The 22152-nt window shown below is 56.2% G+C and carries 19 protein-coding genes and 1 rRNA gene; 17 read left to right on the forward strand and 3 right to left on the reverse strand.

The features are described from left to right. Window positions 1-61: 61 nt before the first annotated feature. The 12 genes from FHW04_RS21740 (at window position 62) to emrB (ending at window position 13317) form a co-directional block, all read left to right on the forward strand. Entirely contained in the window at window positions 62-379 is a 318-nt protein-coding gene (locus FHW04_RS21740; protein ID WP_031376460.1) for a DUF883 family protein, read from the forward strand. A 302-nt stretch (window positions 380-681) separates the two neighbouring features. Then, a complete protein-coding gene (locus FHW04_RS21745; RefSeq protein ID WP_069729696.1) occupies window positions 682-924 on the forward strand; it encodes a redoxin NrdH in 243 nt (80 codons plus the stop codon). Window positions 925-928: 4 nt separating this feature from the next. After that, window positions 929-1342 (forward strand): class Ib ribonucleoside-diphosphate reductase assembly flavoprotein NrdI, encoded by a 414-nt coding sequence (nrdI, locus tag FHW04_RS21750; protein ID WP_031376458.1) that lies wholly within the window; start codon window positions 929-931, stop codon window positions 1340-1342. After that, on the forward strand, window positions 1312-3450 hold the full coding sequence (gene nrdE / locus FHW04_RS21755; RefSeq protein WP_084227935.1) for a class 1b ribonucleoside-diphosphate reductase subunit alpha: 2139 nt from the start codon (window positions 1312-1314) through the stop codon (window positions 3448-3450). Before nrdI ends, nrdE begins: the two co-directional genes overlap by 31 nt. An 8-nt stretch (window positions 3451-3458) precedes the next feature. Further along, window positions 3459-4418: a class 1b ribonucleoside-diphosphate reductase subunit beta gene (nrdF, locus tag FHW04_RS21760; RefSeq protein WP_046288156.1), complete on the forward strand. Its 960-nt coding sequence runs from the start codon at window positions 3459-3461 to the stop codon at window positions 4416-4418. Between the two features lie 503 nt (window positions 4419-4921). Next, on the forward strand, window positions 4922-6118 hold the full coding sequence (gene proV, locus FHW04_RS21765; protein WP_089562474.1) for a glycine betaine/L-proline ABC transporter ATP-binding protein ProV: 1197 nt from the start codon (window positions 4922-4924) through the stop codon (window positions 6116-6118). Beyond that, the gene (gene proW / locus FHW04_RS21770) at window positions 6115-7209 is read left to right on the forward strand and encodes a glycine betaine/L-proline ABC transporter permease ProW (protein WP_089562475.1); all 1095 of its coding nucleotides are present in this window, start codon (window positions 6115-6117) and stop codon (window positions 7207-7209) included. Before proV ends, proW begins: the two co-directional genes overlap by 4 nt. Before the next feature lie 61 nt (window positions 7210-7270). Continuing rightward, complete coding sequence (proX, locus tag FHW04_RS21775; protein WP_031376455.1) at window positions 7271-8269, forward strand: glycine betaine/L-proline ABC transporter substrate-binding protein ProX; 999 nt, start codon at window positions 7271-7273, stop codon at window positions 8267-8269. A gap of 147 nt (window positions 8270-8416) precedes the next feature. Continuing rightward, on the forward strand, window positions 8417-9604 hold the full coding sequence (locus tag FHW04_RS21780) for an MFS transporter (protein ID WP_089562476.1): 1188 nt from the start codon (window positions 8417-8419) through the stop codon (window positions 9602-9604). 307 nt (window positions 9605-9911) lie between these two features. Beyond that, window positions 9912-10442, forward strand: coding sequence for a transcriptional repressor MprA (gene mprA / locus FHW04_RS21785; protein WP_031376453.1), 531 nt, complete (start codon window positions 9912-9914; stop codon window positions 10440-10442). A gap of 150 nt (window positions 10443-10592) precedes the next feature. Then, the gene (gene emrA / locus FHW04_RS21790) at window positions 10593-11765 is read left to right on the forward strand and encodes a multidrug efflux MFS transporter periplasmic adaptor subunit EmrA (protein WP_031376452.1); all 1173 of its coding nucleotides are present in this window, start codon (window positions 10593-10595) and stop codon (window positions 11763-11765) included. 16 nt (window positions 11766-11781) lie between these two features. Further along, on the forward strand, window positions 11782-13317 hold the full coding sequence (gene emrB, locus FHW04_RS21795; RefSeq protein ID WP_031376451.1) for a multidrug efflux MFS transporter permease subunit EmrB: 1536 nt from the start codon (window positions 11782-11784) through the stop codon (window positions 13315-13317). A 38-nt stretch (window positions 13318-13355) separates the two neighbouring features. Here emrB and FHW04_RS21800 read toward each other — a convergent pair whose 3' ends face one another. Continuing rightward, entirely contained in the window at window positions 13356-14537 is a 1182-nt protein-coding gene (locus tag FHW04_RS21800) for a tRNA/rRNA methyltransferase (protein ID WP_089562477.1), read from the reverse strand. Between the two features lie 158 nt (window positions 14538-14695). Here FHW04_RS21800 and trxC point away from each other — a divergent pair, with 158 nt between their 5' ends. The 5 genes from trxC to FHW04_RS21825 all read left to right on the forward strand — a co-directional run bounded on the left by trxC (window position 14696) and on the right by FHW04_RS21825 (window position 20486). Beyond that, window positions 14696-15115, forward strand: coding sequence for a thioredoxin TrxC (gene trxC, locus FHW04_RS21805; RefSeq protein WP_031376449.1), 420 nt, complete (start codon window positions 14696-14698; stop codon window positions 15113-15115). A gap of 81 nt (window positions 15116-15196) precedes the next feature. Then, window positions 15197-15874, forward strand: coding sequence for a tRNA-uridine aminocarboxypropyltransferase (locus FHW04_RS21810; RefSeq protein ID WP_046288155.1), 678 nt, complete (start codon window positions 15197-15199; stop codon window positions 15872-15874). Window positions 15875-16011: 137 nt separating this feature from the next. After that, window positions 16012-18669: a bifunctional acetate--CoA ligase family protein/GNAT family N-acetyltransferase gene (locus tag FHW04_RS21815; RefSeq protein ID WP_089562478.1), complete on the forward strand. Its 2658-nt coding sequence runs from the start codon at window positions 16012-16014 to the stop codon at window positions 18667-18669. Between the two features lie 117 nt (window positions 18670-18786). After that, the gene (gene pssA, locus FHW04_RS21820) at window positions 18787-20142 is read left to right on the forward strand and encodes a CDP-diacylglycerol--serine O-phosphatidyltransferase (protein WP_031376447.1); all 1356 of its coding nucleotides are present in this window, start codon (window positions 18787-18789) and stop codon (window positions 20140-20142) included. 26 nt (window positions 20143-20168) lie between these two features. After that, entirely contained in the window at window positions 20169-20486 is a 318-nt protein-coding gene (locus FHW04_RS21825) for a YfiM family lipoprotein (RefSeq protein WP_031376446.1), read from the forward strand. A 20-nt stretch (window positions 20487-20506) separates the two neighbouring features. Here FHW04_RS21825 and FHW04_RS21830 read toward each other — a convergent pair whose 3' ends face one another. Further along, window positions 20507-21796, reverse strand: coding sequence for an MFS family transporter (locus FHW04_RS21830; RefSeq protein WP_031376445.1), 1290 nt, complete (start codon window positions 21794-21796; stop codon window positions 20507-20509). 267 nt (window positions 21797-22063) lie between these two features. Then, window positions 22064-22152 (reverse strand): 5S ribosomal RNA (gene rrf, locus FHW04_RS21835); the annotation flags it as partial.

Genomic DNA, 22152 nt, shown 5'->3' on the forward strand with positions numbered 1-22152 from the left:
CTCGTTTATCGCAAGGTCGTCTACACTAAGTATTACGTTTTAAATCAAAGGGAGCCAAAAAATGTTTAATCGAACCGTAAAAAACGATGACATTGATATCAATCAGGATGTTAACGAACTCGCTGATTCACTTGAAGCACTGCTGAAATCTTACGGCAGCGATGCTAAAGATGAAGTAGATTCCGCACGCAGCCAGGCAGAAGCGTTGTTGAAGCAGACGCGCGCACGACTGAACGGCGGCAGCAACCGTGTGGCTCAGGTTGCCCGTGACGCTGGCGCGCAGGTTGATACCTATGTGCATGACAAACCATGGCACGGTGTCGGCGTCGGTGCCGCCATTGGTCTGGTATTCGGCGTGCTGCTGGCTTCACGCCGCTAAGCGCACCGCCTCATATCATCCGAGCCTCGCCCCGTGCGGGGCTTTTTTATGTCCATTTTTTGAGCGTTAAAATTTACAAATCAATTTCCTGCCCCTGAAGGCGCATCGCCACTGGCTTTGCCCCGCTGATGCAAATGCAAATCGCAAAACCCTATATCTGGTGGGCTTGACCCTGCAAAACACTACATCTAGTATTTAGCTCATCAGCACGACGCCCGATGTCCCATTGAACGAAGCCCGCCACCTGCGGTGCCTGCTTCGTTTCCCGGCATCCGCTCCGCATACAGAGGGAAATACGAATCATGCGCATTATTATTTACACTAAAGATAATTGTGTCCAGTGCAACGCTACCAAAAACGCGCTGGATCGGCAGGGTATTGCCTATCAGCTGATCAACCTGGACAGCCAGCCAGAGGCGATCGACAACCTGAAATCACTGGGGTACCGCCAGGTGCCGGTGGTGATGGCGGATGACGATCACTGGAGCGGCTTCCGTCCGGACAAAATCGCCTCGCTGCGCCAGCTCGCCGCTGTCGGAGGGTAAAGCGATGTTCCCACTGGTCTATTTTTCCAGCCAGTCGGAAAACACCCACCGGTTCATCCTGCGCCTGGGCTTACCGGCCCGGCGCATCCCGCTCGATGCTAAACAGTCACTGCACACCGACCAGCCTTACATTCTGGTGGTGCCGAGCTATGGCGGGGGCAGCAGTCGTGGCGCAGTGCCACGTCAGGTGATTCAGTTTCTTAATGATGAAGCTAACCGCCGCGGCATCCGTGGGGTGATCGCAGCCGGTAACCGTAACTTCGGTGCCGGTTACTGCCTGGCCGGCAGCATCATTGCAAAAAAATGTCAGGTTCCCTGTCTCTACCGCTTTGAGCTGATGGGAACGCCTGACGATATCGCGAAAGTTAAAGCGGGAGTAACCCAATTTTGGCAACAACAGATACCCTCAACACCGTGACGCTGGACTACCACGCGCTCAACGCCATGCTCAACCTGTACGACGCCGATGGCCGGATTCAGTTTGATAAGGATCGGGAAGCGACGCGTCAGTTCTTCCTGCAGCACGTGCAGCCCAATACCGTGCCTTTCGCCAGTAACGCCGAGCGGTTGCGCTATCTGGTGGCGGAGGGCTATTACGAAGCCGGGGTGCTGAATCAGTACCATTTTGACTTCCTGCTTGAACTGCATGCTGTGGCGGAAAATTGGGGCTTTGAATTCAAAACCTTTCTCGGTGCCTGGAAGTACTACACCAGCTACACGCTGAAAACCTTTGACGGCAAACGTTACCTCGAAAGCTTTGAGCAGCGGGCCTGTATGGTCGCGCTGACGCTGGCGCAGGGTGATGAAAGCCTGGCACGTTCACTGCTGGAAGAGATGCTCAGCGGCCGGTTCCAGCCTGCCACGCCGACCTTCCTTAACTGCGGTAAGCAGCAGCGCGGCGAACTGGTCTCCTGCTTCCTGCTGCGTATTGAAGACAATATGGAGTCGATTGGCCGCGCGGTGAACTCGGCGCTACAGCTGTCGAAGCGCGGCGGCGGCGTCGCTTTCCTGCTGTCTAACCTGCGCGAATCAGGCGCACCGATCAAACGCATCGAAAATCAGTCATCGGGAGTAATACCGGTGATGAAAATGCTGGAAGATGCCTTCTCCTACGCCAATCAGCTCGGTGCGCGTCAGGGCGCGGGCGCGGTGTGGCTCAACGCTCACCATCCCGATATTTTCCGTTTTCTCGACACCAAACGTGAAAATGCCGATGAGAAGATCCGCATTAAAACCCTGTCGCTTGGCGTGGTGATCCCCGATATCACCTTCCAGCTGGCGAAAGAGAACAAGCCGATGGCGCTGTTCTCACCCTATGACGTGGAGCGTATCTACGGTCAGGCGTTTGGCGACATTAGCATCAGCGAAAAATATGACGAGATGCTGGCGGATGAGCGCATCCGTAAAACCTATATTCAGCCGCGCGACTTCTTCCAGACGCTGGCCGAAATCCAGTTCGAGTCGGGCTACCCTTACATCATGTTTGAAGACAGCGTGAACCGCAGTAACCCGATCGCCGGCCGTATCAATATGAGTAACCTGTGCTCCGAAATCCTGCAGGTAAACAGCGCCAGTGAGTATTTTGACGACCTCAGCTATCGCCGGATCGGCAAAGATATCTCCTGTAACCTCGGTTCGCTGAATATTGCCCACGCCATGGATTCGCGTGACCTGGCCCGCACTGTCGATGTGGCGGTCCGCGCCCTCACCGCCGTCTCCATGATGAGCGAGATCGGCTCGGTGCCGTCAGTGGCTGAAGGTAACCGCCGCTCACATGCGATTGGCCTCGGCCAGATGAACCTGCACGGCTATCTGGCGCGCGAAGGCATGGCCTACGGTTCACCGGAAGCGCTGGACTTCACCAATCTCTACTTCTATTGCATCACCTACTATGCGTTGCGCACCTCTAACCAGCTGGCGCGGGAACGGCAGCAGCGCTTTGACGGTTTTGCTGATTCGCAGTACGCCAGCGGCCGCTACTTCGATAAATACGTTCAGCAGGCATGGCGTCCGCGCACCGAACGGGTAGCGCAACTGTTTGCTGATGCCGGTATTACGCTGCCGACCCAGGCGGACTGGCAGGCGCTGCGTGAGGCGGTAATGCAGCACGGTCTGTTTAATCAGAACCTGCAGGCGATTCCGCCGACCGGTTCGATCTCGTACATCAACCATGCCACCTCAAGCATTCATCCGATCGTGTCACGCATTGAGATCCGTAAAGAGGGTAAAACCGGTCGCGTCTATTATCCCGCGCCGTTTATGACCAATGACAATCTCGATCTCTATCAGGATGCGTATCAGATTGGGCCGGAAGCGATTATTGATACCTACGCCGAAGCCACGCAGCACGTCGATCAGGGCCTGTCGCTGACGCTGTTCTTCCGCGATGACGTCACCACCCGTGATATCAACAAAGCGCAGATTTACGCGTGGAAAAAAGGCATCAAAACACTCTATTACATCCGACTGCGCCAGATGGCGCTACAAGGCACAGAGGTTCAGGGCTGCGTCTCCTGCGCGCTGTGATAAAAACTATGCAACTAAAACAAATTCAAGCGATTAACTGGAACCGGATTCAGGATGACAAAGATCTTGAGGTCTGGAACCGCCTGACCAGCAACTTCTGGCTACCGGAAAAGGTGCCGCTCTCCAACGATCTGCCCGCCTGGCAGACGCTGGATGCTCAGCAACAGCAACTGACTATCCGGGTTTTCACCGGCCTGACGTTGCTCGATACCATTCAGAATGTGATTGGTGCGCCGGGCCTGATGGATGATGCGCTGACGCCACACGAAGAGGCGGTGCTGTCGAACATCAGCTTTATGGAGGCGGTCCATGCCCGCTCCTACAGTTCGATCTTCTCGACGCTGTGTAACACGCAGGATGTTGATGCGGCCTATCAGTGGAGCGAAGAGAATGCGCCGCTGCAAAATAAAGCGCGCATCATTCTTGAGCATTACCGGGCCGACGACCCGCTAAAGAAGAAGATCGCCAGCGTGTTCCTGGAGTCGTTCCTGTTCTACTCCGGCTTCTGGCTGCCGATGTACTGGTCAAGCCGCGGTAAGCTGACCAACACCGCCGATCTGATCCGTCTGATTATTCGTGATGAGGCGGTACACGGTTATTACATCGGTTATAAGTTCCAGAAAGCGCTGGAAACGGCGGATGATCTGCGCCGCGAAGAGCTGCAACAGTTCGCTTACGATCTGCTGCTGGCGCTGTATGAGAACGAAGTCGCCTACACCGAAGCCCTGTACGCCGATGTCGGCTGGGTTGAAGAGGTGAAAACCTTCTTACACTACAACGCCAACAAAGCCCTGATGAATCTGGGTTATGAGGCGCTGTTCCCGGCCGAGCTGACGGCGGTGAATCCGGCCATTCTGTCGGCGCTCTCACCGAACGCTGACGAAAACCACGATTTCTTCTCCGGTTCCGGCTCCTCCTATGTGATGGGAAAAGCGGTCGAAACCGAAGACGAAGACTGGAACTTCTGATCCCTGCCGGGCGCTGCCACGCTGCGCCCGGTACTGCCGGTTTCATCTCCCTGCCCTGCCCGCCCGCCGCGGCTTCACCCCCACGAATTCAGCCCCTGCCACCTCACCGGAATTGGCCTTTTTCGTCAGCACCGGTATTGTCATAATATCGCTCTTCCAGCGGCGATTATTCTGCTAAAAAATGTCGATGACTGAGACGATTATTTTCCGCTATCGGTCGTCTTTATTCTGGCAATATTTGCCGTTTGCGAATGTCATTTTCCCGCCTTTAGCGCGGCAATCCGGCCAGAATGCCAATAATTTCGTTTTCAATTCATAAAAAATTAATCTGCGCTGATCCCTTGTGAGCACTGGCGATAATCGGCATTGACCGGCCTGACAGCGCGCCAATATCGGCCTGCAGGGTTGTCAGATGATCTCAGTGTGCTACGGTATGGCCTGCTCAAATTTCAGTGGGACAGACAGATTAATATTAAATATTACAACCAGGATTTAATTACTGCATGGCAATTAAACTCGAAGTAAAAAATCTCTATAAGATATTTGGCGATAATCCGGACCGCGCATTTAAATATATTGAAAAGGGGGCAACCAAAGATGTGATCCTTGAGAGGACCGGTCTCTCTCTCGGGGTTAAGAACGCCAGTCTGGCCATTGAAGAAGGCGAGATATTCGTCATCATGGGGTTATCCGGTTCAGGAAAATCGACCATGGTTCGCCTTCTCAATCGTCTGATAGAGCCGACACGCGGCCAGGTGATCATTGACGGTGTCGATATTGCAAAAATATCCGACAGCGAACTGCGCGAGGTGCGCAGAAATAAAATCAGCATGGTATTCCAGTCATTTGCTTTGATGCCGCACATGAATGTACTAAATAATAGTGCATTCGGCATGGAATTAGCCGGCGTACCGCTGGCGGAACGGCAGGAAAAAGCATTAGACGCGTTACGTCAGGTCGGGCTGGAGAATTATGCCCACGCCTACCCGGATGAACTTTCCGGCGGCATGCGTCAGCGCGTCGGATTAGCTCGCGCGCTGGCGATTAATCCCGATATATTATTAATGGATGAAGCCTTCTCTGCGCTGGATCCGTTGATTCGTACCGAGATGCAGGATGAGCTGGTCAATTTACAGGCCCGGCATCAGCGTACCATCGTCTTTATTTCCCACGATCTGGATGAAGCGATGCGTATTGGCGATCGAATTGCCATTATGCAGGGCGGCGAAGTGGTCCAGGTCGGTACCCCGGATGAAATCCTGAATAATCCGGCCAATGACTATGTGCGCACCTTCTTCCGCGGAGTGGATATCAGTCACGTCTTCAGCGCCAAAGATATTGCCCGTCGCAGCGCCGGCGCGCTAATCCGTAAGGCTGCCGGCTTCGGTCCACGCTCCGCCATCAAACTGCTGCAGGATGAAGATCGCGATTACGGCTACGTGCTGGAAAAGCAGAAATTCATCGGCGTCGTCTCCACCGATTCGCTGAAAGCCGCGCTGGCAGCCGGCGAAGGGATAGACAGCGCGCTGCTCGACGCACCGGCTGCGGTTCCCGCCGATACCTCACTGAACGATTTGCTTTCTCACGTTGCCCAGGCCCCCTGCGCGGTGCCGGTGGTGGGTGAGGATAATCAGTACGTCGGTATCATTTCCAAAAGCACGCTGTTGCGCGCATTAGATCGTGAAGGAGCCCAGCCATGAGTCAGGACACCAGCAATCCGTGGGAAAGCGGCAGCGCCACCACCACCAGCAGCCAGGCCGCGCCAGCCAGCAGCGGCGGCACCGATGCCTGGGGCACGCCGGATGGCAGCGCAACACCGGATGCTGCCAGCAGTGACTGGCTGCACAGCGCACCGGCGGCCCAGCCTGAACACTTCAATATTCTGGACCCGTTTCACAAAACCTGGATTCCGCTCGATCACTGGGTCACTGACGGTATCGACTGGGTGGTAAATCATTTCCGTCCGCTGTTCCAGGGTATTCGGGTGCCGGTCGATTACATTCTCAGTGCCTTTCAGCAACTGCTGCTGGGCATGCCCGCGCCGGTTGCCATTCTGGTCTTCGTGCTGATCGCCTGGCAGATCGCCAGCCCGGCGATGGGAATTGCCACGCTGATTTCGCTGGTGCTGATTGGCGCGATTGGTGCCTGGTCGCAGGCGATGGTGACGCTGGCGCTGGTCCTTACCGCGCTGCTGTTCTGTATTCTGATCGGTCTGCCGCTGGGGATCTGGCTGGCCCGCAGTCAGCGCGCCGCGCGTATTATCCGGCCGCTGCTGGATGCGATGCAGACCACGCCCGCCTTCGTCTATCTGGTGCCGATCGTGATGCTGTTTGGTATCGGCAACGTGCCTGGCGTAGTGGTGACGATTATCTTCGCCCTGCCGCCGATTGTTCGTCTGACCATTCTTGGGATTAAGCAGGTGCCCGCTGACCTGATCGAAGCGAGCGAATCGTTCGGTGCCAGTCCGCGCCAGCTGCTGTTTAAAGTGCAGTTGCCGCTGGCGATGCCGACCATTATGGCTGGCGTTAACCAGACGCTGATGCTGGCGCTGTCGATGGTGGTCATTGCCTCGATGATTGCCGTCGGCGGACTCGGCCAGATGGTACTGCGCGGCATTGGCCGTCTCGATATGGGACTGGCAACGGTCGGCGGCGTCGGCATCGTGATCCTCGCCATCATTCTCGACCGTCTGACCCAATCCTTTGGCCGCGATAACCGCAGCCGTGGCAACCGTCACTGGTACCACAGCGGCCCGATTGGTCTGATCCTCTCCCCGTTTCGTAAGAAATGAGTTTTCGGGCGGCACCCGCGTGTCGCCCGCTCCGCTAAAATCGAAAAAATAAGGAATTACTATGCGCAAGACAGCTCCTCTGCTGGCCGCCGTGTTAGCCACCTTTGCCGTTTCACAGGTTTCTGCAGCCGATCTGCCCGGCAAAGGGATTACGGTGAAACCGATTCAGAGCACCATTTCTGAAGAGACTTTTCAGACCCTGATTGTCAGCCGGGCGCTGGAAAAGCTCGGTTATCAGGTCGAAAAACCGAGTGAAGTGGATTACAACGTTGGCTACACCACGATAGCGGCCGGCGATGCGACCTTTATTGCCACTAACTGGCAGCCGCTGCACGATGATATGTATAAAGCCGCCGGCGGTGATGCGAAGTTCTACCGTCAGGGCACATTCGTCACCGGTGCCGCCCAGGGCTACCTGATCGACAAAAAAACCGCCGATCAGTATCACATCACCAATATTGAGCAGTTAAAGGATCCTAAAATCGCCGCGCTGTTTGATACCAACGGTGACGGCAAAGCGGACCTGACCGGTTGTACCCCAGGCTGGGGCTGTGAAGCGGTGATTAATCATCAGATCGAGGCGTTTGGCCTGAGCAAAACCGTTGAACACAATCAGGGCAACTATTCCGCCATGATTGCTGACACCATTACCCGCTTTAAGCAGGCTAAACCTATCCTCTATTACACCTGGACGCCTTACTGGGTCAGCGATGTGATGAAGCCGGGCCGCGATGTCACCTGGCTGCAGGTGCCGTTCTCCTCAATGCCGGGCGAGCAGAAAAATGTCGATACCAAACTGCCTAACGGCGCGAACTACGGCTTCCCGGTGAATACCATGCACATTGTGGCCAACAAAGCCTGGGCTGAGAAAAACCCGGCGGCGGCCAGACTGTTCGCTGAAATGAAACTGCCGCTGGCAGATATCAATGCTGAAAACGCCGCGATGCATGCCGGCCAGTCGTCAGAAGAGGCGATCAATGGTCACGTCGACGGCTGGATTAAAGCTCACCAGGCCGAATTTGATAAATGGGTCAGTGACGCCCAGGCTGCTGCGCAGTAAGTTCTGTCGTTTCCTGCCGGGCGGATCTTTTCCGCCCTTTTTTGTATCTGTTAAACACACTGGTATGGCCTGTTAATAAAGATGCGTGTGAAATAGTTTTTTGAGTTATTATTAACCTCTTATGATTATTAGCTGCCGTTGTTGTTTATGAATGCATCCCGTCAGGGTCTGACGCCTGCTTTAGTATTGTTGATGTCGGTAGCCACCGGGCTGTCCGTTGCCAGCAATTACTACGTTCAGCCCTTGCTCAGTACCATTGCTCACCAGTTCGATCTCTCAGTCAGCCTCGCCGGTTTTATCGTTACCACCGCGCAACTGGGCTATGCCTGTGGATTACTGCTGCTGGTGCCGCTCGGTGACCGATTCGAACGACGCAGCCTGATCGTGACCATGATCCTGCTGGCTGCGGCGGGTATGGTCATTATCGCCCTCTCCCGCTCTTTCCTGTTTTTGCTGCTCGGTACGCTGATGACCGGTCTGTTCTCGGTGGCGGCGCAAATACTGGTGCCGCTGGCAGCCACGCTGGCTGAGCCGGAGCGGCGCGGCAAAATTGTCGGCACGGTAATGAGCGGGCTGCTGCTGGGTATTTTGCTGGCGCGCACCGTCTCTGGCGGGCTGGCGCAACTTGGCGGCTGGCGTACGGTCTACTGGACCGCCAGCCTGTTAATGGCCGTGATGGCGCTGGCGTTGTGGCGCTTCCTGCCGCGCGTCAGCGTGTCGGTAACGATGAGTTACCGTCAGCTGCTGGCGTCGATTTTCAGGCTCTACGCCGGCAATCGGGTGATCCGTACCCGCGCCTGGACCGGCTGCCTCTCGTTTGCCAACTTCAGCCTGCTCTGGACCTCGATGGCCTTTTTGCTTTCAGCCGCGCCTTATCACTTTTCAGAGGGCGAAATTGGTCTGCTGGGACTGGTGGGTGCCGCCGGCGCGCTGGCAGCACGTCAGGCGGGTTCGCTGGCAGATAAAGGTAAAGCGAAGCTCACTACCCGCGTCGGTTTGCTGATTATGCTGCTGTCGTGGATCGCGATTGCCCTCGGTGCCCACTCTCTTGCGGCCCTGATCGTCGGCATTCTGCTGCTGGATCTGGCGGTGCAGGCGGTACATATCACCAATCAAAGTGTGATTTATGCCCAGATGCCGGACGCGCGTAACCGCCTTAATGCCGGTTACATGACCAGCTATTTTATTGGCGGCGCAGCGGGTTCGCTGCTTTCCGCCACCGCCTACCATCTGTCCGGCTGGTACGGCGTATGTAGCGCAGGCGCTGTCCTGACGCTGATTAACTTGTTGATTTGGTTTAACGGACAGCAGTATGAGCAAGCGAAAATGAGCTGAAGCGCAGGCCGGACAGCTGATTGAGTCTGGTCACATATGGTTAGGTTTGTTATGGTTAGTGATAAACCTATTCACTTCAGTTATTTTTCCTCGCGAAATTATTAAATTCGACACCTTTTCTTGATCACGTCCCGGCGCATTCGCTGTCGCCGGGCGTACGGGTTTTTTAACCCAGGGCCACGGATTGGCCTGGAATCGCCAGATGGTGGCAGCGTGACCGTAGCACTACTCACCTGCCGAAAATGTGACTACGCTTAATCTGTCACCATAGTTATTATACAAGTTGCAATTAGTGAGGTTTTTTTTAATGGAAAGTTCGTTTACTCCCATTGAGCAGATGCTAAACATCCGTGCCAATCGCCATAAGGATTTTCCGTTACAGGAAATTATCCTGACGCGTCTCTGTATGCACATGCAGGGTAAACTGCTGGACAACCGCAACAAGATGCTGAAGGCACAGGGAATCAACGAAACCCTGTTCATGGCATTGATTACGCTGGATGCACAGGAGAACCAGAGTATTCAGCCGTCAGAGCTGAGCTCCGCCCTGGGGTCATCACGTACCAACGCGACACGCATTGCTGATGAGCTGGAAAAACGCGGCTGGATCGAGCGTCGTGAAAGCGATCATGACCGCCGCTGTCTGCACCTGCACCTGACCGAAAAAGGCAATGAGTTCTTACGTCAGCTGCTGCCGCCTCAGCACCAGAGCCTGCAATATCTCTGGTCGTCACTGTCGGTCGATGAGAAGTCCCAGCTGGAAGGTATCACCCGTAAGTTACTTAACCGCCTCGATAAAATGGACGAAGATCAGTTGATCGCCTCGCTGTCCCGCTAATAGCAAGAAGTGCGACACAATCACCTGTCGAAACCGTTATTTTAATTTCCTTTTTTATCCGGCCAGCGCTCAGTCGCTGGCTTTTTCGACTCGGGCACTTGCGGGAATGGATTGCTGCATCCCGACTAAATGGAAAACGTGGAGAAAGACATGAGTGCAACGGCAGAAGCACAAAGCCCGCAACCGTCAGCTAACAAAAAGAAGAAGCGCAAAGGTGTGCTCATCGTGCTGGCGCTGATCTTTGTGCTGATTGGGATTGCCTGGGGCGTCTACTGGTTCCTGGTGCTGCGCCATTTTCAGGAGACCGATGACGCTTACGTTGCAGGTAACCAGGTTCAGGTGATGGCACAGGTTTCCGGTAGCGTGAACAAAGTCTGGTTTGAAGATACCGACTTCGTTAAAAAAGGCGATGTGCTGGTTTCGCTGGATAAAACCGATGCGGAACAGGCGTTTGAAAAAGCACAGACCGCACTGGCCACCAGCGTACGTCAGACGCATCAGCTGATGATTAACGCGAAGCAGTATCAGGCCACTATCACCTTACGTCAGACGGCGCTGGCTCAGGCAGAAGCGGATCTGAAGCGCCGTGAGCCGCTGGGTGCCTCGAATCTGATTGGCCGTGAAGAGTTACAGCACGCCCGTGATGCCGTGGCTTCTGCCAAAGCTGAGCTGGACGTGGCGGTACAGCAATACAACGCCAATCAGGCGATGATCCTCAATACCTCGCTGGAGAACCAGCCAGCGGTTAAACAGAGCGCCGCTGAACTGCGTGACGCCTGGCTGGCGCTGCAGCGTACTGAGATCCGCAGCCCGATGGACGGTTTTGTCTCACGTCGTAGCGTGCAGGTAGGTTCGCAAATCTCCACCAGCACACCGCTGCTGGCGGTGGTGCCGGCGACCAATCTGTGGATCGACGCCAACTTTAAAGAGACCCAGCTGGCGGGCGTGCGCATCGGCCAACCGGCCACGGTGGTGGCTGATATCTACGGCGACGACGTGGTTTATCATGGCAAAGTGGTCGGGTTAGATATGGGCACCGGCAGCGCGTTCTCGCTGCTGCCAGCCCAGAACGCCACCGGTAACTGGATCAAAGTGGTTCAGCGTCTGCCGGTTCGTATCGAGCTTAACCCGCAGGATATCGAGAAGCATCCGCTGCGTATTGGTCTGTCGACGCTGGTGAAAATCGATACCACCAGCACAGAGGGCAGCACCCTGGCGACCAGCGTGCGTCAGCAGGCGGCTTACAGCAGCAATGCGCTGGCGATTGACCTTGCACCGGTCAATCAGCTGATCACCGATATCGTCCGCGCCAACGCCGGATGATGACGCGGAGGCTGTAATGGCACAAAAACCGCTTGAAGGGATGCCGCTGGTCTTAATGACCATTGCGCTGTCGCTGGCGACGTTCATGCAGGTCCTGGACTCGACCATCGCCAACGTGGCCATCCCCACTATCGCCGGTAACCTCGGTGCCTCGAACTCGCAGGGCACCTGGGTAATCACCTCGTTTGGCGTCGCCAACGCCATTTCGATTCCGATTACCGGCTGGCTGGCAAAACGCATCGGTGAAGTGAAGTTGTTCACCTGGGCTACCATTCTGTTTGCCATCGCCTCGTGGGCGTGCGGCATGTCAGACAGCCTTGAGATGCTGATTTTCTTCCGCGTGCTGCAGGGGATCGTTGCCGGTCCGCTGATCCCGCTGTCGCAAAGTCTGCTGCTGAGCAACTATCCTCCGGCCAAACGCAGTATCGCTCTGTCGCTATGGGCGATGACGGTGATTGTGGCCCCGATCTGCGGCCCGATACTCGGCGGCTGGATCAGTGATAACTATCACTGGGGCTGGATCTTCTTCATCAACGTGCCGATTGGCGCGGTGGTGGTGATGCTGACGCTGCAAACCCTGCGTGGCCGGGAAACCAAAACTGAAATCCGTCCGATCGATATGGTCGGACTGGTGTTGCTGGTGGTCGGGATTGGCTGCCTGCAGGTGATGCTGGACCGCGGTAAGGAGCTGGACTGGTTCAGTTCCACCGAGATCATCGTTCTGGCGGTGGTGGCAGTGATTGCACTGGCGGTGCTGCTGGTGTGGGAGCTGACCGACGACCACCCGATTGTCGATCTGTCGCTGTTTAAGTCGCGAAACTTCACCATCGGCTGCTTATCGATCAGTCTGGCTTACATGCTCTACTTCGGCTCGATCGTGCTGTTGCCGCAGCTGCTGCAGGAGGTCTACGGCTACACCGCGACCTGGGCCGGACTGGCCTCGGCACCGGTGGGGATTTTGCCGGTGATCCTGTCGCCAATTATTGGTCGTTTCGCCCATAAACTCGATATGCGGCGGCTGGTCACCTTCAGCTTCATTATGTATGCCGTCTGCTTCTACTGGCGCGCTTACACCTTTGAACCGGGGATGGATTTTGGTGCATCGGCCTGGCCGCAGTTTATTCAGGGCTTTGCGGTGGCCTGCTTCTTTATGCCACTGACCACCATTACGCTGTCAGGCTTAGCACCGGAGCGACTGGCGGCGGCGTCCAGCCTGTCTAACTTTGTCCGTACGCTGGCCGGCTCGATTGGTACCTCGATCACCACGACCATGTGGACCGATCGCGAGTCGATGCATCATAGTTATCTGGCCGAGTCGATTACGCCGTACAACGTTAATTCGCAACAGATGTACAGCCAGCTGGAAAGTATGGGAATGACGCAGCAGCAGGCGTCAGCATATATCGCCCAGCAGATAACCAATCAGGGACTGATTATCTCGGCAAATGAGATTTTCTGGGCGTCGGCGGGGGTGTTCCTGATCCTGCTGATACTGATTTGGTTTGCCCGTCCACCGTTTGGTGCTGGCGGTGGTGGCGGTGGCGCGCACTAATCTCAGACAGCAAAACGGGCCTTTCGGCCCGTTTTTTTTTATGCGTTCTGACGCCACCATTCGGCGAGCAGCACGCCGGTCGCTACCGAAACGTTGAGGCTTTCAACGTTGCCGGTACCGCCAATCGACACGCTGATGTCACCCTGCTGGAAGGCGCTGTCAGACAGACCTTCACGTTCCTGGCCCAGCACCAGCACCATTTTGGCCGGCAGTTCCGCTTTCGCCAGCGGCGTACCCTGATGGCTGGAGGTCGTCACGATGGTGTAACCGGCTTTACGGAACGCTTCCAGACCTTCACTGAAGGTCGCGCCGCTGATGGCCTGCACGTGTTCCGCACCGCCTTCAGCAGTACGCACCGCTGCACCTGACTCCAGCAGTGAGGCATCGTTGACCAGCAGACCTTTCACGCCGAAATGCGCGCAGCTACGCATGATCGCGCCGAGGTTGTGCGGGTTGCTGACATCTTCCAGCGCCAGCACGCAATCTTTGGCGCTCGCCTGGCTCAGCCATTCTGACACGGCCATACCCATGCGCTTTTTGATCAGGAAGCAGACGCCGCCATGATGCTCAGTGCCGGAGGCTTTGGTGATCTCCGCATCTTCGACCACGTGGTAAGCTTTGCGGTTCGCCGCCAGCCAGCGCAGCGCTTCGCGGAAACGCGGTGTCACTTCCTGAATAAACCAGGCGCGTACAATCGCTTCCGGACGGCTCTGGAACAGTGCCTGACAGGCGTTCTCGCCATAGACGCGCGTCTCTTCCATACGCTGACGACGGATCTGCTCGGGATCGACAAAGCTCTTACCGCTGATGCCACCGTGATCGGGCTTATCACTTTCGGTCGCAGCAGGACGCTCTGACGGGGCACGAGAAACGGTACGCCACGGCGAGTCGCTGTTGCTGAAAGCGCCGCGATTATCCTCTGCGCGCTCGTTGCGGCGGCCTGCACCTTCACCGCTACGGCGTGGCGCACCACGGCCGCCCTCATCGCGACGGGCAGAACCGCTGCGGGCACCGTTATCACTACGACGGCCAGCAGAGCGTCCGCCCTCTTCATTACGTTCAGTGCGGGGGCCAGAAGAACGACGATTATCATCCTGACGGGCAGCGGGACGGCCACCTTTGCCGGTACGAGGATTTGGCGCACCCGCGCTCTTATCATCTTCGCCACGCACGTACATCACTTTGACCTTGCCGCTTTTGCCTTTAAATTCGTCGTTCATATGTTCCTCCTGCATTGAGAGCGCGCAGATTACCTGATGTGCTGGCGCTTAGCTATCAACTATTGAACCTATAGAGCGATCCAGATTGAGAGGGCATTCGCCCCCTTTCATAATGGACAATATTACCAGACTGACACATTCCAATATCAGAGGTTTCTATGAATACGGTATGCGCTTCCTGCCAGGCAACCAATCGCGTTCCGGAAGAACGGCTTGCCGAAGGCGCAAAATGTGGTCGCTGTGGAAATGGATTATTTGATGGCGAAGTGGTGAGCGCGACCGCGACCACCTTAGACAAGTTTCTGCAGGATGATTTGCCGGTGGTCGTCGACTTCTGGGCGCCGTGGTGTGGTCCCTGCGTCAACTTTGCGCCGGTATTTAAAGAGGTTGCCAGCGAACGCAGCGGTAAGGTGCGCTTTATTAAAGTGAATACCGAGGCCGAACCGGCACTCAGCAGCCGTTTTCGCATTCGCAGCATCCCGACCATTATGCTGTTTAAGAACGGTGAGATGGTTGACATGCTGAATGGCGCGATGCCCAAAGCGCCGTTCAACGAGTGGCTGGACGAGTCACTGTAATCCGCTAAGGCCAGCTCTGCTGGCCTTTTCCTTTTCGGCGGCGCTTCGATTACACTGTGGTTTTTCCTGCCCTGAATACTCATGTCTGATAATGCTGTTTTGCGCTTGCGCACCCAACGCCTCGCCCGTGCCACCCGCCCTTTCCTTGCGCGCGGCAATCGCGTGTTACGCTGCCAGGGCTGTCTGCTGCCTGAGAAGAACTGTCTGTGCAGTGATATCGTGCCGCAAACGGCGCGCAGCCGCTTTTGCCTGGTAATGTTTGATACCGAGCCGATGAAGCCGAGTAATACCGGCCGCCTGATTGCCGATATCCTGCCCGATACCCAGGCGTTTGGCTGGTCGCGCACCGAGCCGGATCCGCTGCTGCTCGACGCGGTACGCAATCCTGATTACCAGCCGCTGGTGGTGTTCCCGGCCGCCTATGCCGACGCCGATCGCGAAGTGCTGACCGCGCCGCCTTTGAGCGGTAAACCGCCGCTGTTTATCATGCTGGACGGCACCTGGACCGAAGCGCGCAAAATGTTCCGCAAAAGTCCGTGGCTCGACGCCTTACCGGTGATGTCGCTGACGGTCACCGCCCCGTCGCGCTATACGCTGCGCGAGGCGCACGGCGTTGGCCAGCACTGTACCGCTGAAGTGGCAGCGGCACTGCTGGAGCAGGCGGGCGATAGTCAGGCAGCTCAGGCTTTATCGCGCCATTTTGAACAGTTCCGTGCCGCCTATCTGGCGGGCAAGCCGCATCACGCCCCCTCCACGTAAGCGATGCAGCCAGTCAGCGGCTCGATCGGTTAATCGATCCCTCATAGTGATCCTGATGCTCAGCCTGCGATCTGCCCGAAAGCACTGACGGGAAAAAGCGTTTACAATCACGCAAATCCCGATCTCTGGAGGGCGAGATGAGCCAACGCGGACTGGAAGCGCTGTTAAGACCCAAATCCATTGCGGTAATCGGCGCCTCGGTAACGCCGGGACGTGCCGGTTACTTTATGATGCGCAATCTGCTGGCCGGTGGTTTTAGCGGCCCGGTATTGCCGGTGACGCCGAAATACAAAGCCGTCAGCGGCGTGCTGGCCTGGCCTGATATCGACAGTTTGCCGTTCGCGCCGGACCTGGCCATTATCTGCACCCATTCAAAACGTAATCTGACACTGCTGCAACAACTGGGTGAAAAAGGCTGCAAAGCCTGCATTATTCTCTCCGCTCCCGCCAGCCAGCGGGAAGAACTGCAGGCCTGCGCCAGCCAGTGGCAGATCCGTCTGCTGGGGCCGAACAGCCTTGGGCTGCTGGCACCGTGGCAGGGATTAAACGCCAGCTTCTCGCCGGTACCGATTGCCAAAGGCCGCATTGCCTTCATTTCACAATCCGCCGCCGTCTCCAATACCATTCTTGACTGGGCGCAACAGCGTAACCTGGGCTTTTCCTGGTTTATCGCGCTGGGAGACAGTCTCGACACTGATGTCGATGACCTGCTCGACTTTCTGGCGCGTGACGGTAAAACCAGCGCGATCCTGCTCTATCTTGAACATCTCAGCGATGCCCGGCGCTTTGTTTCCGCCTCGCGTAGCGCGTCACGCAATAAACCGATCCTGGTGATCAAGAGCGGCCGCAGCCGTCAGGCGCAGGCGCTGCTCGGTAGCCACAGCGGGCTGGATGCGGCCTGGGACGCCGCCATTCAGCGTGCTGGCCTGCTGCGGGTGCAGGATACGCATGAACTGTTCTCCGCCGTCGAGTCGCTGAGCCACATGCGGCCGCTGCGTGGTGAGCGATTGATGATCATTAGTAACGGCGCTGCACCCGCCGCGCTGGCGCTGGATGAACTGTATGCGCGTAACGGTAAACTGGCCCAGCTCAGCGATGAGATGCGTCAACAGCTGGAAACCCTGCTGCCAGCCGGTGCTGGTCACGGCAACCCACTGGATTTGAAGGATGACGCCACGCCGGACCGTTACGTGGCCTGCGTGGAGTGCCTGCTCGACAGTCATGAGCTTGATGCACTGATGATTATTCATGCGCCGAGCGCGGTGGCACCTGCCACTGAAACCGCCGAGCGTCTGATTGCCGCCATTGCTGCTCATCCGCGCGGTAAGCAAATCACCCTGCTGACTAACTGGAGCGGCGAATTTTCCTCCCAGGCCGCGCGTCGTGCATTTACCCAGGCTGGGATCCCGACCTGGCGCACGCCCGAAGGCACCGTGACGGCATTTATGCATCAGGTCGAATATCGACGCAATCAGAAGCAACTGCGCGAAACGCCTGCCCTGCCGGCCAGCCTGACCCAGGACAGCGCCCATGCCCACCAGCTATTATCGCAGGCGCTCGACCGCGGCATTACGGCGCTGGATACCCACGAGGTCCAGCCGGTACTGCAGGCCTACGGGCTGGCAACGCTGCCAACCTGGATCGCCAGCGACAGTGCCGCAGCGGTAGCCATCGCCGATCAGATTGGTTATCCGGTGGCGCTGAAGCTGCGCTCGCCGGATATCGCCCATAAATCGGATGTGCAGGGTGTGATGCTTTACCTGCGCAATGCCAGTGAGGTAGCACATGCGGCCGAAGCCATTTTTGATCGGGTCAGGCAGACGCTACCGCAGGCGCGGATTGAAGGCCTGCTGGTGCAAAGCATGGCGAACCGGGCTGGCGCTCAGGAACTGCGGGTGGTGGTGGAACAGGATGCGCTGTTTGGCCCGATCATTATGCTGGGCGAAGGCGGCGTCGAGTGGCAGGCCGATAAACAAGCCGCCGTTGCGCTGCCGCCGCTGAATATGACTCTGGCGCGCTATCTGGTGATTCAGGCAATCAAGAGCGGCAAAATACGCAGCCGCAGCGCCCTGAATCCGCTGGATATTGCCGGCCTCAGCCAGCTGCTGGTGCAGGTTTCCAACCTGGTGGTTGATTGCCCGGAGATTCAGCGGCTGGATATTCATCCGCTGCTGGCGGCGGGCAACGACTTTACGCTGCTGGATGTCACCCTGACGCTGGCACCGTTTCATGGCGATAACGAAGCGCGCCTGGCGATACGTCCCTACCCGCAACATCTGGAGGAGCAGGTTCAGCTCAAGGATGGGCAAACCTGCCTGTTCCGCCCTATCCTGCCCGAAGATGAACCGCTGCTACGTGACTTTATCAGCCAGGTAACCAAAGAAGATCTCTATTACCGTTACTTCAGTGAAATCAGCGAGTTTACGCATGAGGATCTCGCCAATATGACGCAAATCGATTACGACCGTGAGATGGCGATCGTGGCGGTACGTCAGCAGCAGGGACGGTCGGAAATCATTGGCGTGACGCGTGCCATCTCTGATGCTGACAATATTGACGCCGAGTTTTCCGTGCTGGTGCGCTCCGATCTCAAAGGCCTCGGCATGGGCCGACGCTTGCTGGAAAAGATGATCCGCTACACCCGGCATCACGGCTTGCAACAATTGAACGGTATCACTATGCCGCATAATCGCGGCATGATTACCCTGGCGCGCAAACTTAACTTTTATGTTGATATTCAACTGGATGACGGTATTGTCAGCCTCAAACTGTCGCTGCAGGATGCGCTAAGCTAACCTTGTAGAGAAAGGTAAAAAACGCCCGGATCGCGACAGTTGATGTTATTATTTGTCGTTATGACCCTGATTTGATGGCAAAAGGCCATGCAATGAACAGAGAAGAAGTGCACTGTGATGTTGTCTAAATTTAAACGTAATAAACACCAACAACACCTCGCACAGTTGCCGAAACTGTCACAATCCGTTGCGGATGTGTCGACGCTTTACTCGCCTGCTGAATTTCGTCAGACGCTGCTGGAGAAAATCGCGGCAGCGCAGTCCCGTATTTGCATCGCTGCACTTTACCTGGAAAACGACGATGCAGGTCGGGCGGTGATGAACGCCCTGTATGCGGCAAAACAGGCGCGGCCAGCGCTGGATATCTCTATCCTGGTCGACTGGCACCGGGCGCAGCGTGGGCGAATTGGCGCGGCACGCGGCCTGACCAATGCCGACTGGTATTGTGATCTGGCAACCCAACACGCTGATATTGCCATCCCGGTGTATGGCATTCCGGTCAATACCCGGGAAGCGCTGGGCGTGCTGCACCTGAAAGGTTTCATCATTGATGACGAACTGATCTACAGCGGCGCCAGCATCAATGATGTTTATCTGCATCAGCATGATAAATATCGTTATGACCGCTACCAGATTATCCGCAACCCGCAGCTGGCTGACACCATGTACGCGTGGATTAACCTCAACCTGAAGCAGGCTGAGGCCGTCAACCGGCTCGATTTTGCCGAGCGCCCTTCCAGTCCGGAAATCAAAAATGAAACGCGTCAGTTTCGTCAGGATTTGCGCGGCTTCAATTATCAGTTTGAGGGCAATGCCAGTAATGAAGAGCTGGCGGTGACGCCGCTGGTCGGCCTGGGCAAGCATAGCCTGCTCAATAAGACTATCTTCCACCTGATGCCCTGCGCCGAACAGAAACTGACTATCTGTACGCCTTACTTCAACCTGCCGGCCTTACTGGTGCGTAACATTATTCATCTGCTGCGGCAGGGTAAGCAGGTCGAGATCATCGTCGGCGACAAGACCGCCAACGACTTCTATATCGCGCCGGATCAGCCGTTTAAAATTATTGGCGCGCTGCCCTATCTGTATGAGATTAACCTGCGTCGCTTCCTGAGCCGGCTACAGTATTACGTCACCAACGATCAGCTGGTGGTGCGGTTATGGAAAGATGGTGATAACAGCTATCACCTGAAAGGTATGTGGGTGGATGACGAATGGCAGCTGATTACCGGCAATAATCTCAATCCGCGCGCCTGGCGGCTCGATCTGGAAAATGCGGTGTTGATCCACGATCCGCTGCAACAGCTGGCCGATCAACGCGAAAAAGAGCTGACGCTGATTCGCCAGCACACCACAGTGGTGAAGCATTTCCGCGAGCTGGAGAGCATTGCCGATTACCCGGCTAAAGTCCGTAAATTGATACGCCGTCTGCGCCGGATTCGAATCGACCGGTTAATCAGCCGTATTCTTTAATCGTCGCCGCCGACGAGGCATCCGCTATGCGAATTTTGCTGTTTGCAGTGCTGTTGTGTAGTGGATGTGCTCATATGGCAGAGGATCGGTGGACCGGGCGGGATAAAGCACAGCACTTCGTTACCTCTGCTGCCCTGGCCGCAGCAGGAACAGAATACGGTCAGCGTCAGCATCTCTCTACCCGTCAGAGTCATACGCTGGGGATCATATTTTCGCTCAGTCTCGGGGCGGGAAAAGAGTGGTATGACAGCCGCCCGTCAGGGAGCGGCTGGAGCTGGAAAGATTTTGCCTGGGATGCCGCCGGTACCGCCAGCGGCATCGCCTTATGGAACCTTAGCCAGTAAGCCGGTTCAGCCAGTAGCGGTTACAGCCCAATCCCTTTTCCCCGCTTGTGCAGCAATAGCGACACCAAAAAGGCCACCGCGCCCATGGCGGAGACATACCAGAAGAAGGTAGTCTCAATCCCCTGCTGCTTCATCAGTAACGCCACATACTCCGCCGATCCGCCAAAGATGGCATTCGCCACCGCATAAGAGAGTCCTACGCCTAATGCCCGCACCTGAGGAGGAAACATTTCTGCCTTCAAAATACCGCTGATGGCGGTGTAGAAACTGGTGATCAGCAGCGCCAGCATAATTAACAGGAACGCAACGCCTGGGCTCTGGACATTTTGCAGCAAGGTCAGAATGGGCACGGTACAGATAGCGGCACCGGCACCAAAAATCATCATTGAAGTGCGACGGCCAATTTTGTCAGACAGCGCACCAATAGCCGGCTGCAGCAACATGAAGACCAGCAGCGCACCGGTCATCAGGCCGCTGGCGGTCTTAGGATCCATTCCCGAGGTGTTGACCAGATACTTTTGCATATAGGTGGTAAAGGTATAGAAGCTCAGCGATCCGCCGGCGGTGAAGCCCAGCACCATCAGGAACGGACGGGTATGATTGCGTAACAGGCCTATCACGCTGCCCGCATCACGGTGCTGACGGCTGCTTTTGTCTGAGGTTTCTTCCAGTGAGCGACGTAACCACAGCGCCACTACGGCCAGCAATGCGCCGAGGAAGAATGGAATGCGCCAGCCCCAGCTGCGCAGCTCTGCATCGCTCAGCACAAACTGCAGCACCACTACCGTCAGCACCGCGGCCAGCTGACCGCCGATTAAGGTGACGTACTGGAATGAGGCGTAAAAACCTTTGCGTCCTTCCAGCGCCACTTCGCTCATGTAGGTTGCGCTGGTGCCATATTCACCGCCAACGGATAATCCCTGAAACATCCGCGCCAGCAGCAGAATGATCGGTGCCGCGATGCCAATGGCGTCATAGCCGGGTAAACAGGCGATCACCAGCGATCCAAAACACATCATGCACACTGAGATCAGCATGGAGCTTTTACGTCCGTGCTTATCACCGATGTAACCGAACAGCCAGCCGCCGATAGGACGCATCAGGAATCCGGCAGCAAAGACGCCGGCCGTCTGTAATAGCTGCGTGGTGGTATCGCCTTGTGGGAAGAAGATGTGGGCAAAATAGAGAGAAAAGAATGAGTAGACGTAGAAATCGAACCACTCGACCAGGTTACCCGATGACGCGCCAACGATAGCCCAGATGCGCTTTTTCGTATCGTCTGTCTGATCTTTATTATTTATGGGTGTCATGCCTTGCCTCTGTTCCTTGCTGATCAACAGCATTTAAAGAAGTGAGTAAAGCATTTAAGTCCACCGGAGGTAAAGGCGGTGTATTCTGAGATTATAAATGTGAGCCACATCGCTAATTGCTGCAAAATCAGCGGGTTGTTCAGAGCAGGACGTCCCGATTTTGCCTGAGTAAGGGGAAGTAAGAATGGCAGACGGGAATGAAAATCAGCGTTCTCCAGACGTAAAAAAGCCCCGCACTTTCGTGCGGGGCTTCTTCACTCGTTTGATGCCTGGCAGTTCCCTACTCTCGCATGGGGAGACCCCACACTACCATCGGCGCTACGGCGTTTCACTTCTGAGTTCGGCATGGGGTCAGG

The sequence above is a fragment of the Pantoea sp. AN62 genome, from assembly GCF_050432985.1.
In the GTDB taxonomy this organism is placed as follows: domain Bacteria; phylum Pseudomonadota; class Gammaproteobacteria; order Enterobacterales; family Enterobacteriaceae; genus Pantoea; species Pantoea brenneri.

Bases quoted from the DNA above. Each gene is read 5' to 3' on its own strand.
- FHW04_RS21740 (WP_031376460.1), top strand. From the start codon at position 62: ATGTTTAATCGAACCGTAAAAAACGATGACATTGATATCAATCAGGAT.
- FHW04_RS21745 (WP_069729696.1), top strand. From the start codon at position 682: ATGCGCATTATTATTTACACTAAAGATAATTGTGTCCAGTGCAACGCT.
- nrdI (WP_031376458.1), top strand. From the start codon at position 929: ATGTTCCCACTGGTCTATTTTTCCAGCCAGTCGGAAAACACCCACCGG.
- nrdF (WP_046288156.1), top strand. From the start codon at position 3,459: ATGCAACTAAAACAAATTCAAGCGATTAACTGGAACCGGATTCAGGAT.
- proV (WP_089562474.1), top strand. From the start codon at position 4,922: ATGGCAATTAAACTCGAAGTAAAAAATCTCTATAAGATATTTGGCGAT.
- proW (WP_089562475.1), top strand. From the start codon at position 6,115: ATGAGTCAGGACACCAGCAATCCGTGGGAAAGCGGCAGCGCCACCACC.
- proX (WP_031376455.1), top strand. From the start codon at position 7,271: ATGCGCAAGACAGCTCCTCTGCTGGCCGCCGTGTTAGCCACCTTTGCC.
- FHW04_RS21780 (WP_089562476.1), top strand. From the start codon at position 8,417: ATGAATGCATCCCGTCAGGGTCTGACGCCTGCTTTAGTATTGTTGATG.
- mprA (WP_031376453.1), top strand. From the start codon at position 9,912: ATGGAAAGTTCGTTTACTCCCATTGAGCAGATGCTAAACATCCGTGCC.
- emrA (WP_031376452.1), top strand. From the start codon at position 10,593: ATGAGTGCAACGGCAGAAGCACAAAGCCCGCAACCGTCAGCTAACAAA.
- emrB (WP_031376451.1), top strand. From the start codon at position 11,782: ATGGCACAAAAACCGCTTGAAGGGATGCCGCTGGTCTTAATGACCATT.
- FHW04_RS21800 (WP_089562477.1), bottom strand. From the start codon at position 14,537: ATGAACGACGAATTTAAAGGCAAAAGCGGCAAGGTCAAAGTGATGTAC.
- trxC (WP_031376449.1), top strand. From the start codon at position 14,696: ATGAATACGGTATGCGCTTCCTGCCAGGCAACCAATCGCGTTCCGGAA.
- FHW04_RS21810 (WP_046288155.1), top strand. From the start codon at position 15,197: ATGTCTGATAATGCTGTTTTGCGCTTGCGCACCCAACGCCTCGCCCGT.
- FHW04_RS21815 (WP_089562478.1), top strand. From the start codon at position 16,012: ATGAGCCAACGCGGACTGGAAGCGCTGTTAAGACCCAAATCCATTGCG.
- pssA (WP_031376447.1), top strand. From the start codon at position 18,787: ATGTTGTCTAAATTTAAACGTAATAAACACCAACAACACCTCGCACAG.
- FHW04_RS21825 (WP_031376446.1), top strand. From the start codon at position 20,169: ATGCGAATTTTGCTGTTTGCAGTGCTGTTGTGTAGTGGATGTGCTCAT.
- FHW04_RS21830 (WP_031376445.1), bottom strand. From the start codon at position 21,796: ATGACACCCATAAATAATAAAGATCAGACAGACGATACGAAAAAGCGC.